The sequence below is a fragment of the Akkermansia sp. KLE1798 genome (assembly GCF_001580195.1).
Taxonomy (GTDB): Bacteria; Verrucomicrobiota; Verrucomicrobiia; order Verrucomicrobiales; family Akkermansiaceae; genus Akkermansia; species Akkermansia biwaensis.
The window spans coordinates 81,727-94,790 of sequence record NZ_KQ971088.1 but is presented as its reverse complement, the minus strand read 5'-3'; the positions used below and the strand labels follow the sequence as shown (position 1 = coordinate 94,790).

Below are 13,064 nucleotides of genomic sequence, written 5' to 3'. Positions count from 1 at the left end.
CAGTATTAGCGGGGCACGGTGATGTCCAGTTCCGGCAGGGTCTTCATTTCTGAAAGAACCCGCGTGGCGGCGTCCAGCATGGGGAAGAAGAGGGCCGCGCCCGTGCCTTCTCCCAGGCAGAGGCCCAGGTCCATGTACATGGTGACGCCGATGTGGTCCATGATGAGTTTGTGCCCCGGTTCCGCGGAGTTGTGGGAGCCGAGGAAGTACCGGGCCGCCTCCGGGCAGATTCCCTGGGCAATGGCCGCCGCGGCCCCGGCGATGAAACCGTCGATGACGATGGGAACGCGCAGGGATGCCGCCCCCAGCATCAGCCCCGCCATGGCCCCTATTTCCGGTCCGCCCACCTTGGCGAGCACGTCGATGGCATCGGCGGGGTCCGGCCTGTTCAGGGCGATTCCTCGTTCAATGAGTTCTATTTTTTTGCGGATGACTTCTCCTTTGACGCCGGAGCCGCGCCCGGTCACCGTTTCCACCGGGGTTCCCGTGAGAACGGCCACAATGGCGGAGGACGGCGTCGTGTTGCCGATGCCCATTTCCCCGGCGGCCACGATGTCCAGCCCCCTGGCTTTTTCCTCCCGCGCGATGTTAATACCCACTTGCAGGCATTCCAGAGCCTGCTCCCGGGTCATGGCCGGACCTTTGCTGAAGTCATTGGCGCCGTGCATGACTTTTCTTTTGACGAGGCCCGGCAGGTCGCCGAAGTCGTAGTTCACGCCCACGTCCACCACGGTCAGGCGTGCTCCGGCATTGCGCGTAAAGGCATTGATGGTCCCCCCTCCCTGAAGGAAGTTGCGCGTCTGGATGTACGTTACGTCCGTGGAGGTCAGGCTGAGGCCGTGGTCGGCAATGTGGTGGTCGGAGGCGAAGAGAACCACCGCCTTGTCTTTCAGGCGCGGAGCGTGGTTGCCGGTCATGGCGGCTATCTGGATGGCTACCGGTTCCAGCTTTCCCAGAGCAAGCGGCGGCTTGGCCAGGATTTTCTGATGTTCCAGGGCGGCCTTGGCGGCCTGTTCGTCCAGCGGGGGTATGTGCAGTTTGTTCATGATGGTTGCAAGTGGGGAAGGGCAAGGATGAGGGAGAAGAGGAGCGTGCCCATGGCCGTAGTGAGCCACATGAGCCGTATGGCGCGGCCCAGGTCGCCGGGAGTGGCTTCTTTCCGTCCGGAGCCTATCCAGGGATAGTCCGCGGGCATGCCCTTGTAGGAGACGGGGCCGCCGATGCGGAGTCCGAGCGCCCCGGCGAAGGCCGCCTCGCTCCAGGCGGAGTTGGGGCTGGCGTGGGCGTGGCGGAAGGTCCAGCCGACGGTGAGCGCGTGGCGGGAGGAGGCGCCCGGAAGGAACAGGGCCGCCAGGGAAATGCAGGGCAGGATGAGACGGGCGGGAATGAAGTTGAGGGCGTCGTCCGTGCGGGCGGCGAAGGTGCCGAAGTGTCTGTATCGTTCGTTTTTCTTTCCCCACATGGCATCCAGGATGTTGAAGACGCGATGGACGAGCGCGGCGGCGGCCGCGCCGGGAGCGCCCCCTATCAAACACCCTGCGGCGGCCCAGAACAAGGTGGAAAAGACACCGTCCGTCAAATTTTCCGCCACGCTTTCGATGGCGGCCCGCGCCACGCCGCGGGAGTCCAGCCGTTCCGTGTCGCGCCCCACGATCATGGAGACGGCTTGCCGCGCTTCTTCTCCGTTTTCCCTGAGCAGGGCGGAGGCCACCCGCGCCGCATGTTCCGCCAGTCCGCGCGGGGCCATGCAGATGTAAACGGCCAGGACGGCGGGAATCCACGGCAGCCAGGGAGATGCCGTCAGGGAGGAAAGCGTGAAGAAGGGAAGAAAGAGCAGGAATAGTCCGCATTCCGCAGTAGCGCAGACACCCAGGGCCGCCAGCATGCCGGCTTTGAAGCTTCCTCCCCACAAACGCCGCGCCGCAGGTTCCAGACGGCGCGCGCACCAGCCGATGACGCAGACGGGATGCCGCCGGTTGGGCGGATCTCCGAAGAGGATGTCCAGCAGCAGGGCCGCGGGCAGCAGCAGGAGGCACGGGATCATGGTTCAGCGTTTCAGTTGCAGGAGGCGGTAGATGGCGTTCACGTCCAGATGTTTCCGGACGATGTCCGCCAGACGGTCAAGAGCGCCGTCAATATCATGGGATACGTGCAGGGAAGGTTTGGGCGGCAGGCCGGAATCCACCCGGACCTTGTTGATGAATGCCCGCCGGAATTCGTCGCCGTCCAGAAAGCCGTGCAGGTACGTGGCCCAGACGCGGCCTTTTCCGTAACCGCATGGAGAACCGTCTTCCCGGAACATGAGGGGTTCGCACGGGGCTTCATGGCCGGTGATGCCGTGGTGGATTTCATAGCCGGAGGCGTCCGGTGCCAGGGGTGTCCGGGCGCGGCGTACATTGAGCAGGGTCTTGACGGGGGAGAAAGTAGTGGCCAGTTCCAGCAGTCCCAGGCCGGGAGTGCGTTCCTCCGCCGATTCCTGATGATGCGGGTCCAGAATTTCCCTTCCCAGCATTTGCAGGCCGCCGCAGACGCCCAGTATCCATTTTCCCTTTCCGGCGTGCTCCCGTACCAGGCTGTCCAGTCCGGCCCGGCGCATGCCTTCCAGGTCCGCCACCACGCTTTTGGTTCCGGGCAGGATGACCAGGTCCGGCTGGCCCCACTCGTCCCCGGTCCTTACCTGCCGCAGCCGCACGTCCGGTTCCGCCGCCAGCGGGGCGAAGTCCGTGAAGTTGGAGACGTGCGCGGGCATCACGACGGCTACGTCCAGGGAGTCCGCGTGTTTGGAGCTTTCATCGTATTCAAAGGGAAGGGCCGCGCGGTCCTCTTCCGGAATGTTGATGTTCCGTATCATGGGGACGACGCCCAGCACGGGCTTGCCCGTGTGTTCCTGCATGTAACGGTGCGCCGGGGCAAGCAGGGCGGAATCCCCCCGGAATTTGTTGACCACGAATCCCGCCAGCAGTTCCCTTTCCCACGGGGAGAAGGTCATCCACGTGCCCAGGAAGGAGGCGTACACGCCGCCCCGGTCAATGTCCCCGGTGAGCAGGACTTTGGCGCGGGCGTAGCGGGCCATGTTCATGTTGACCACGTCCGCGGATTTCAGGTTGATTTCCCCCGGACTTCCGGCCCCTTCCAGGCAGACCAGGTCGTATTCGTCCGATAGGGAGTCGTAGGCGGCGCGGACGTCCGGCCAGAACCGGCGCTTGGCCGTGAAGTATTCCCCGGCTTCCATGTGCCCTACCGCCTTTCCCATCACGATGACCTGGGAACCCGTGTTGGAGTGGGGTTTGAGCAGGATAGGGTTCATCCGGGCATCCGGATCGATCCGGCAGGCCTGGGCCTGGACCATCTGGGCGCGGCCCATTTCCTCCCCTAGCGCGGTCACGCCGGAGTTGAGGGCCATGTTCTGCGCCTTGAAGGGGGCCACGCTGAAGCCGTCCTGATGGAAGATGCGGCAGAGGGCCGCCGTCAGCACGCTTTTGCCCGCATCGGAACAAGTGCCCTGGATCATCAGCGCCGGCTTGGGGGGCCTGCGCAGGATGGCGGGAGAATGTTTGTCCAGTTCCACGCGAAGCGCCCGTTCCAGAAGTTCATGTTCTTCCGGAGTCCGGACTCCGGCGCGGAACCAGCCGCCTGTTTCCAGGCCCGGATAATTGGAGCAGTCCCTTACGGCAATGCCGTGTTTTTTCAGCAGCAGGGAAGCCAGGCCGGAAGGAGCGCCGGAAAGGCGGAAGAGAAGGAAGTTGGCGCAGGAAGGCAGGACGGCAGCTCCCGGCAGCGCGGACAATCTGCGGAACAGGTCTTCCCGGCGTTCCCTGTTCAGGGTGCGTTCCTGTTCCGCCCAGGAAGAGGGCTGTTTCAGGATGGACCGCACCGCCGCCGCCGCGAAGACGTTTACATTCCATGCGGGAAGATTTTTCCGCAGCCGTTCCGCCAGGGGGACGCAACACACGGCAAAACCGCAACGGACGCCCGCCATGCCGTAGAATTTGGTCAGGGAGCGAAGAATAACGAGGTTGGGAAGGGTAGCCGCGTCAGGAAGAAGGGATTTTTCCCCTCCCGCGTAGTTAATGAATGATTCGTCCAGAATCCAGACGGTTCCGGGGTTTTCTTTTATTGTCTGAAACAGCTCCTTTTTATCCAGCAGGCCGCCGGACGGATTGCAGGGATTGGCCAGGAAGACGGCAGTTTCCTGTTCTTCCCCTTTATGATTTGTTCCGGCGCGTTTCGCCAGAGCGGCCAGAGAGGGAGTAAAAGACGTTTTTTCTCCGGAAGGAACGGAGTCAATTTCCATTCCGTGGCGCAGGCAGGCCAGCCGGTATTCGGAAAAGGCAGGTTCCGGAATAACGGCACGTTTCAGGTTCAGGGCGCGGGGGAGGGCATGAATCAGCTCGTTGGCCCCGTTTCCGAAGACGAAGCATTCCAGCGGCAGGCCGTAGTGCAAGGCGGCTTTTTCCCTCAGTTCCTGCATGTCCGGAGAAGGGTAGGGCGTGACGCCGTTCATGGCGCGCCACAAGGCGGACGTGATGAATTCCGGGGGGCCTTCCGGTCTCAGGTTGACGCTGAAGTCCAGAATGTCGCGTTCGGGGCGCCGGGCATCCGCCGCCAGGGATTTCAGGTTTCCTCCGTGTGAAAAGTCGTTCATGCCGTCGTTGTTAAAGCTGTATGGCCTGCGTGTGGAACCAGCAGGGCCGCCGCCTGCTGCGGGGAAAGACGAGTGGTGTCTATCTCCAGGTCGTAAAAGAGCCCTTCATGAATGGACGTGTGCTGCCGCAGGGCGTGGAAGACATCCGCTTTCCGGTCCGTGCGGGCATGTTCCCGGCGAACCAGTTCTTCCGCGTCGCAGGCGACTTTCACAAGGAGAAGTTTTGCTCCCCGGCATTGACGGCGGAGTTCGTCCGGCCAGTCCGGAGATTCTCCGATCACATGGTCCACCAGAACGAAGGGCGCGTGCAGGGAGGCCCGGAATACGGTTTCATGAAAAGACCGGACGAGTTCCGGTCCTGCCTTGCGGACGGCGTGGATCAGATGCATGCAGCCCATTCCGTTGGCATCCAGGAAATCATCCACGGAAAGGAGGACGGAGCCGGCAGGAAGCAGGGATATCAGTGCCTTGCACAGGCTGGTTTTGCCGGAACTGGAAGCCCCGTTGAAGACAAAGATCCGCCCGGGATGTTGAAAAGGGGACGGAGGGCGGATCATGGGCGCATCATGTTCCGGCGGGGAAGGCAATGACAAGACAAAAATGGCGGTGCGGTTCCGGAGGCTTTCCGGGTTTGCCGGGTAAAAAGGGAATGGGAAATTGTCCGTTTGGCCATGCGCGGAACAAGAGAGAAATGCTCCGCCGTGCTCCGGAAGGAATTGAGCAGCGGGCTGGAGATTTCCATTCCGGGCAGAGATGGAGAGGAAAAATGACGGCAGATGTGACGGTGCGGAGGGGGATGTTTTGGCATCTGCCAGCCGGCAATTTTTTTAGCCGCTGGAATTCTTTCTCTGCATTTTTGATGCCTTGGAGAATTTAATATTCATAGAATATTTATAATCAATCATTAATTTGTCCTCCCGGATTGCCCCGGAGAAATGTTCCAAGGAGGAGGCGAGCAGGGCGGAAGAGGGAGCATACCGGGGAAAACAATCAAGTGACAAAATGTTCAAAGAAAATTTTTTTTGTCTTGTCATGGTGGGGGCTTTGGTATTTCATCCATCCCATGAGCCCTTATGGGAAGGGCTACAGACCTCAGGGACGCCCGTAGCCGGGCAGGAAATAGATGGGGAATACCGGTGCAAATCCGGAGCGGTACCGCCACTGTAAGCAGGATATCCTGCAAGCCAGAAAACCAGCCTCAGGGGGTTGTCCAAACTGTCCGGCGAGTTACCGGACGTAAGGCGTTACAACCATGCTTTATACCAAGAAAGCCCTTCAGATGGGCGCTATTGCCGTTGGCCTTGCCGCGTTTGCGGGCCAGTCCTCTCTTGCAGAATCCGTCAACAAGGAAGACGCCAAGCCCGTCACCAGGACGGAAACCATGCAGGTTATGCCTGAATTGACCATGGCGTCCCATTTTGTGGGCGTGCCGTACAACCAGTCCGGGGTTTCCGTTTCCGTGATCAATCCGGAAGAGTTCCAGAAAGAGGGAATTGAAACCCTGACGGGAGCCCTTTCCCAGACGCCCGGCGTGTTCACGCTGGACGGCGGCGGCACCTGGCAACGCGGTTCCGTGAGCAATACCGTCATCCGCGGGATGAACAAGGAAACCTACACCCTGACGATGGTTGACGGCATGCGCATCAGCGATGTCAACATGTCCGGCAACAAGCTGCTGGGCATCACCAATCTCTTTACGGTGGGCAATGTGGAAGTGGTGAAGGGCGCGCAGGGCGCCGTGTTCGGCTCCGGCGCCATCGGCGGCGTGGTTGCCATGGACACGCCGGAAGGGGAAGGCGACCCGGTTACGAGGATTTTTGCGGAGGCCGGTTCCTTCGGCTCCTTCAACAGCTATGTGACGTCTTCCGGCAAGATCAAGAAGTTGTCCTATTTTGTGGGCGTGGGTTTTGAGACCACGGAAAACGATCCCACGATTTACGATTCCATTTATGACAACAGGACGGGCATGAACGACTTCCGCCAGTGGCAGGAAGCCTTGCGCCTGGGTTATGACGTCAACGACAAGGTGAAGCTCAGCTTTACCTACCGCCGCCTGGATTCCTATTTTGAATATCCCACTCCGTATGTGGATTACAATCAGTGGCCCGCCGTGCCGGACTCCCACCTGTACAATACGGAAGACAAAAACCGCAGCAACCTGATCACCGGTCGCGTGGATGCGGAACTCAGCAAGTTGTGGTCCACCAGCTTCATGGTGGGACATTACAACATGAATTATTCCACCCACACGCCGGAATACGACTTCCAGCCCAACGTGATGCGGAACCGCCGTTTTCAGACGGAGTGGCGCAATGCCCTTTCCTGGAACAGGAAGTGGAAGACGATTGCCGGGATGGCCTGGGACCGCTCCGCCTACACGAGTGAAAACAATTACGTGTCCAAGGACGAATGGCAAAGCACGCTGGCGTTTTTCGCGGAACAGATGTGGGCCCCCACGGACAATTTTGACGCCAGCGTGGCATTGCGCCTGGAGCATGATTCCGTGTGGAACAACCATTTCACCTGGCGCTATTCCAATTCCTGGAAGGTGACGGGCAAGGATTCCCCCACCCGCATTTTCGGTTCCGTGGGTTCCGGCTTCCGGGCTCCCACGTATTTTGAGCAGTATGCCGCCAATTACGGCTACGTAGGCAATCCCGATCTGGACATTTCCAAGTCCCTGGGCGGCGACTTGGGCGTGGAACAGCGCCTGGCGGACAATCATTACGCTTCCGTGACGGGGTTCTGGACCCGCATCAATGATGAAATCGGCACCAGGTCCGTAGGCACCTGGCCGGATTCCTACACCACGTACGCGAATTATTCCCATGCCACCTCCTACGGTGTGGAAGTCGCCTTCAAGGGACAGTTCAAGGACGCGTGGAACAGCGGCTACTATGCCAACTATACATTCACGATGCCCAAGCGCGACTCCATCGGCAGTTACGAAACCCGCCAGATGGCCAACACCGCCCGCCACACCATCAACGCGGAAATCCATACTTCCCCGCTTGAGAAACTGACGGTAGGCTTTGGCGTGACGTCCGCAATGGGCCGCACGGACTACAACTACGCCCGCCTGGACAATTTCTTCACGGCGCGCGTGTTCGCCAGGTACCAGGTTACGGACAACGTAGCCCTGCATGTGCGCGTAGAAAACCTGTTCGATCAGAATTTCATCATCACGAACGACTACAACTTTGGTCCCCGCCAGGCCCGCGGACTGGGCGTCTTCGGCGGTGTGACGGTCGAATTCTAAACTCTCTCCAGCGTTAATTGTTGATTGCACCCCCATCTTCCGTTTTGCGGACTGTTTCAGGCGAAGGAAACTGTCCCGGGCGGAGGATGGGGATTTTCTTTTTCATTAGGACCGGATATAGGTTAAAAGAGGGCGGGTAATCGTTGATCGTGTTTCGCTGGCTGTCCATTCTGGGGGCATTGCTCCTGGCCGTGTTCATAGGGGGGGTGTTTTACTTCTCCCACCGGGAATCCGCGGTCTGGAACGAGGGGGCCGGAAATACCGACGACCGGGGAATGCCGGCCGTATTTGACGGTTTTGTGGAACGCTGGAACAGGTCCGTGGAAAGGGAGCTGCTCCGGGAACTGGCGGGAGGGGAGCAGCAAAAAGAACTGCTGGCCGTTTCCCGCGGGGAAGGCGACGGGCGCCGCCTGGCGGAACGTGAACGTTCCGTGGAACACATCAAAAAGCGTCTGGAACAGGGGGACCATATCCGCGTGCTTCCGCTGGAAGAGATGCCCTCCGGCCTGGAATGGCATACGGGCATGGAGGAACCGGAGATCGGGGACCCCCGTGCCGTGAAGGGCGGCCAGGTCCGGCTGTGGATCAATACGCCGTTCCCCGGCACCTTGCGGGCTTTCGGTCCCGGCAGCGAGAATTTCTTCAACTATTCCGCCATTGACAATGTGTGGATTCCCCTGGTGGGACTGCATCCGGAAACTTTTCGGCCCATCCCGGGGCTGGCGGACCGCTGGGCCGTCTCCGCGGATGGCCGCACGGTCTTTTACCATCTGGACCCCGAAGCGGCCTATTCGGACGGACGGCCCGTGCGTGCGGAGGATTTTCTGCTGAATATCTGCCTGCGCACGTCGGACGCCGCCAGGGACCCTTTCTGGACAGCCCTGTTCCGCTCCACGTTCGACCGGATCACCGTGTACGGAGATTCCGTGATTGCGCTCACCGTACCGTCTCCGCGGCCTCTGCTGCCTTACATGGCCTGTGTGGATTTTCATCCGGCGCATCCCGGTTTTTACCATGATTTCAATGCGCTGTTTCTGGAACGCTACCAGTGGAAGGCCGCGCCGAACACGGGCGGGTACATGGTTGTGCCCGGAAAAATCCGGCAGGGGGAGCGCATCACTCTTGCCCGCGTAAAGAGTTGGTGGGCGAAAGACAGGAAGTATTACCGCTATTCCTGCAATGCGGACCAGGTGGAGCATGTTTTTGTAAACCTGGAGAACAAGGCGATTGAGATGTTCCGGCGCGGGGACCTGGACATGATGAACATCCGCAAGCCGGAAATATGGGAGGGCAAGCTGGAACTGCCGGAAGTGCACCGGGGCTACATGGACAAATACAGCCTGGAAGCGGGCTATGCCTGCCCTCCGTATGGCTTGTACCTGAATTGTTCCGACAGGATGCTGAGGAATACCGACATCCGCAAAGGGCTGGCCCATGCCGTGAACATGGGGATGGTGATTGACTCCCTGTTCCGCGGGAACATGAGGCGTCTCGGCTCCTACATGGAGGGATACGGCGACCTGACACTGCCGCTGAAAGCCCCGGAATACAGCAAGAAAAAAGCCATGGAATATTTTGCCCGCGCGGGCTTCCGGGAGATGGGGGAAGACGGAATTCTGAAAAACGAACGTGGGGAACGCCTGTGTCTGGAGCTGACTTTTGCGGATTCCTCCCACATGATGACCAACGTCTGCTCCATCATCAGGCAGGAGGCCCTGAAGTGCGGTGTGGACCTCAAGCTGGACCCCCTCACGTACAGCGTGTGCTCCCGCAAGGTTTTTGAAAAGAGGTACCAAGCCGCTTTGTGGGCGTGGCCTCTGGACACGCCGTTCCCCCGCCTGTATGAGACGTTCGCCTCGGAACTGGCGTATGACGGGCGGGGAAATTCCGTAGGAAACACGAACAATATTTTCGCCGTGGCGGATGCCGAACTGGATGCCGCGCTGGATGCGGAACGGGAAGCTCCCGATTACCCGGCTTTGAAGGAGGCGCTCCACCGTGCCCAAAAGCGGATTCATGACCTCTGCGTATGGATTCCGGGCTGGAGGGAGCCTTATACCCACATTGCCTGCTGGCGCTGGATACGCTGGCCGGAGTCTCCCACCCGTTTTTGTTCCCCCCGGCTCTACAATCCGCTGGAATCCCATCTGTACTGGGTGGACGACAAAGTGAAGAAGGAGACGCAGGATGCCCGCCGCCGTGGCATTCCGTTTGAGGAAAGGCATGAGGTGATACGTTTGAAGGACCGTGATGATCCGTTGCGACCTTCTTCCGGAGAGTAGCCTCTGCCCAGGTGGCCTGAATATAAAAGGCCAGTCGGGAAGAAACCGGGATGCAGGGAGAGAGAGACGGCGAAGCAGTATCGAGGCTTTGGCGTGTCGGAGCAGCGGGTTCCTTTCTTGGGTTGAAAACACTGCCTGCCTCAAATGGCGAGGGCACCCACAGAGAAATTTCCGGCTGCCATTTCCGGCCCTGCAGGTAGGAAAAGAGGGATTGCAGCGCAAATAATCGTTGATTAAATATTGTAATATTCAGTATTGAAAATTCATGACTAAATCCGTTCGGGACGGAAGTGGTCTCTTTCTGGTCTATCCTTTTTAATATTGAATGCAGACGCATTTTTGCGAAAGTAATTCCGATCACCATTCGTTTTATTTTATCATGAAATTATCCCTTTTTTCCGTTTTGCTGCTGGCTGCCCATTTGTGTGTGGCCGCTCCCATGCCCATGCCGGAGTCCAATGACGGCGCCAAGCACGTCTTCACCACCAATCAGGAAAATTTCCTGATGGACGGCAAGCCCGTGAAGATCATTTCCGGAGAGATGCACTATCCGCGCGTGCCGCGTTCCCACTGGCAGGACAGGTTCCAGCGCATGAAGTCCATGGGCATGAATACCGTCTGCACCTATCTGTTCTGGAACGTGCATGAACCGGAACCGGGTAAATGGGATTTTTCCGGGAACCGGGATTTTGTAGAGTTTGTCAAGGAGGCCCAGAAGGCGGGGCTGTGGGTTATCGTGCGTCCCGGCCCCTATGTGTGTGCGGAATGGGAGTTCGGCGGCTTCCCCGGCTGGCTTCTCAAGGATGAAGACCTGAAGGTGCGCTCCCAGGATCCCCGCTTCCTGGAGCCGGCCATGGCCTATCTCCAGAAAGTCTGCTCCATGCTGGAGCCGCTGCAGATCACCAAGGGCGGCCCCATCATCATGGCGCAGGTGGAGAACGAATATGGTTCCTACGGGTCTGACAAGGATTATGTGAAAAAGCACCTGGAAGTGATTCAGAAGGAATTGCCTGGCGTGGTGCCTTTCACTTCCGACGGCTCCAATGACTGGATGATTAATAATGGCACGCTGCCGGGAATCGTTCCCGCGATGAACTTCGGAGGCGGTGCCAAGGGGGCTTTTGCGAATCTGGAAAAGCACAAGGGCAAGACTCCCCGCCTCAACGGCGAGTTCTGGGTGGGCTGGTTCGACCACTGGGGCAAGCCCAAGAATGGCGGCAGCACGGAAGGGTTTAACCGGGATTTGAAATGGATGCTGGAGAACAATGTCTCCCCCAACCTGTTCATGGCGCACGGCGGAACTTCCTTCGGATTCATGAACGGAGCCAACTGGGAAGGGGCCTACACTCCGGATGTAACCAATTACGATTACGGCGCCCCTATTTCTGAAAACGGTACGCTGACCCAGCGCTTCCATACTTTCCGGAAGACCATTCAGGATTATTACGGAGATACCGTCAAGCTACCGGAGCCGCCTCCCCAGCCGGACATGATGGAGCTGCCGCCCATTACTTTCACGGAAAAGGCGGGCATGTTCGCCCGGATGCCGCGCCCGGAAATCCGGAAGGAACCCGTCCACATGGAGGCGCTGGGCCAAAGCCTGGGCTTCATCCTGTACCGGACGAAGGTGAAGGGGCCCGTGCAGGGAGTCTTGAAGATGGAGAACATGCAGGACCGCGCCATCGTTTACGTGGACGGGAAAAGGCAGGGGACGGCGGACCGCCGCTACAAGCAGGATTCCTGTGACGTGAACATTCCCTCCGGAACGCATACGGTGGATATTCTGGTAGAAAACATGGGCCGCATCAACTTCGGCCGCCAGATACTGGATGAGCGCAAGGGCATCCGCGGCCCCATTACGCTGAACGGGAACAAGCTGGAGTATTTTGCCATTTACAGCTTCCCGTGCAAGGGGGTGGGAACGCTGTCCTTCTCCGGAAAAAATCCGGGAGGGGACCAGCCCGTATTCCACCGGGGGTATTTCAATGTTTCCGAGCCCAAGGATACTTATCTGGACATGCGCGACGGCTGGAAAAAGGGCGTGGTGTGGGTCAACGGGGCCAATTTGGGCCGTTTCTGGTTCATCGGTTCCCAGCAGGCCCTGTACTGTCCGGGAGAGTATCTGAAACCGGGCAAGAATGAAATCGTGGTGCTGGATCTGGAAGGTGGTTCCGGCACCGTGAAGGGTGTGAAGGAAGCCATTTACGAAGTGAACAAGGATCCGGCCATGGCGGATGTGTTCCGAGTAGGCAAGCCTGTGGCTCCCGAACCCGGCCAGATGGTGCACAAAGGCACCTTTGCCAAGGGAGCGGAACAGCAGGAGATCAAATTCAAGGCTCCCGTACAGGCCCGGTACATTGCCATCGTCAGCAGGAACGCCTATGACAACGGCCCTCATGCGGCCATTGCGGAGCTGAACTTTTTAGATGCCTCCGGCAACCTTCTGCCGCGGGAACAGTGGTCCGTCGTTTATGCGGACTCCCATGAAACGGCGGGAGAAGCCGCCCAGGCGGGCCTGGTCATGGACAACCAGCCCACGACATACTGGCATACCAAATGGCAGGGGGACAATCCTCCGCATCCGCATATGATCGTGCTGGACCTGGGGAAGGTGCAGAAGCTCTCCGGCTTCCGCTACCTGCCGCGCCAGGACCGGGAAAACGGGCGCATCAAGGATTATGAGGTGTACGCTTCTCCCAAGCCGTTCAAGCCTGCCAAGTGAGGACTGTTTTCCTGGCCGGGAACCGGGGCGGAGAGTCCTGGTTCCCGGGCGATTTTATCCCTGAAAGGCCCCGACCGGGGCCTTTTTTGGGCTGTATCTCCGGCCTCCGGACATGGAAGGTTGGTTTTTTCATTCCACGGGGGCCGTTTGTCTGGC

Annotated in this window: 7 protein-coding genes and 1 riboswitch; of the genes, 3 read left to right on the top strand and 4 right to left on the bottom strand. The window is 59.3% G+C overall.

Annotation, left to right across the window (positions count from 1 at the left end):
• Positions 1-5 precede the first annotated feature (5 nt).
• The 4 genes from cobT to HMPREF3039_RS09075 are packed head-to-tail and all read right to left on the bottom strand — an operon-like array spanning position 6 to position 5,202.
• Positions 6-1,046: a nicotinate-nucleotide--dimethylbenzimidazole phosphoribosyltransferase gene (gene cobT / locus HMPREF3039_RS09090; RefSeq protein ID WP_067569970.1), complete on the bottom strand. Its 1,041-nt coding sequence runs from the start codon at positions 1,044-1,046 to the stop codon at positions 6-8.
• Positions 1,043-2,044, bottom strand: a complete 1,002-nt coding sequence (gene cbiB, locus HMPREF3039_RS09085; RefSeq protein ID WP_067569968.1) for an adenosylcobinamide-phosphate synthase CbiB — start codon at positions 2,042-2,044, stop codon at positions 1,043-1,045. Before cbiB ends, cobT begins: the two co-directional genes overlap by 4 nt.
• Before the next feature lie 3 nt (positions 2,045-2,047).
• The gene (locus HMPREF3039_RS09080; RefSeq protein ID WP_067569966.1) at positions 2,048-4,645 is read right to left on the bottom strand and encodes a cobyric acid synthase; all 2,598 of its coding nucleotides are present in this window, start codon (positions 4,643-4,645) and stop codon (positions 2,048-2,050) included.
• Positions 4,642-5,202, bottom strand: coding sequence for a phosphotransferase-like protein (locus HMPREF3039_RS09075; RefSeq protein WP_067982475.1), 561 nt, complete (start codon positions 5,200-5,202; stop codon positions 4,642-4,644). Before HMPREF3039_RS09075 ends, HMPREF3039_RS09080 begins: the two co-directional genes overlap by 4 nt.
• Positions 5,203-5,724: 522 nt before the next feature.
• Positions 5,725-5,861, top strand: a riboswitch (cobalamin riboswitch).
• A gap of 36 nt (positions 5,862-5,897) precedes the next feature.
• Between HMPREF3039_RS09075 and HMPREF3039_RS09065 the strand changes: the two genes are divergently transcribed.
• The 3 genes from HMPREF3039_RS09065 (at position 5,898) to HMPREF3039_RS09055 (ending at position 12,908) form a co-directional block, all read left to right on the top strand.
• The gene (locus HMPREF3039_RS09065; RefSeq protein WP_067569959.1) at positions 5,898-7,904 is read left to right on the top strand and encodes a TonB-dependent receptor plug domain-containing protein; all 2,007 of its coding nucleotides are present in this window, start codon (positions 5,898-5,900) and stop codon (positions 7,902-7,904) included.
• Positions 7,905-8,053: 149 nt separating this feature from the next.
• Positions 8,054-10,186, top strand: a complete 2,133-nt coding sequence (locus HMPREF3039_RS09060; RefSeq protein ID WP_147549970.1) for an ABC transporter substrate-binding protein — start codon at positions 8,054-8,056, stop codon at positions 10,184-10,186.
• Between the two features lie 379 nt (positions 10,187-10,565).
• Complete coding sequence (locus HMPREF3039_RS09055; RefSeq protein WP_067570080.1) at positions 10,566-12,908, top strand: beta-galactosidase; 2,343 nt, start codon at positions 10,566-10,568, stop codon at positions 12,906-12,908.
• Positions 12,909-13,064 lie beyond the last annotated feature (156 nt).

Bases quoted from the DNA above. Each gene is read 5' to 3' on its own strand.
- HMPREF3039_RS09080 (WP_067569966.1), bottom strand. From the start codon at position 4,645: ATGAACGACTTTTCACACGGAGGAAACCTGAAATCCCTGGCGGCGGAT.
- cobT (WP_067569970.1), bottom strand. From the start codon at position 1,046: ATGAACAAACTGCACATACCCCCGCTGGACGAACAGGCCGCCAAGGCC.
- cbiB (WP_067569968.1), bottom strand. From the start codon at position 2,044: ATGATCCCGTGCCTCCTGCTGCTGCCCGCGGCCCTGCTGCTGGACATC.
- HMPREF3039_RS09075 (WP_067982475.1), bottom strand. From the start codon at position 5,202: ATGATCCGCCCTCCGTCCCCTTTTCAACATCCCGGGCGGATCTTTGTC.
- HMPREF3039_RS09065 (WP_067569959.1), top strand. From the start codon at position 5,898: ATGCTTTATACCAAGAAAGCCCTTCAGATGGGCGCTATTGCCGTTGGC.
- HMPREF3039_RS09055 (WP_067570080.1), top strand. From the start codon at position 10,566: ATGAAATTATCCCTTTTTTCCGTTTTGCTGCTGGCTGCCCATTTGTGT.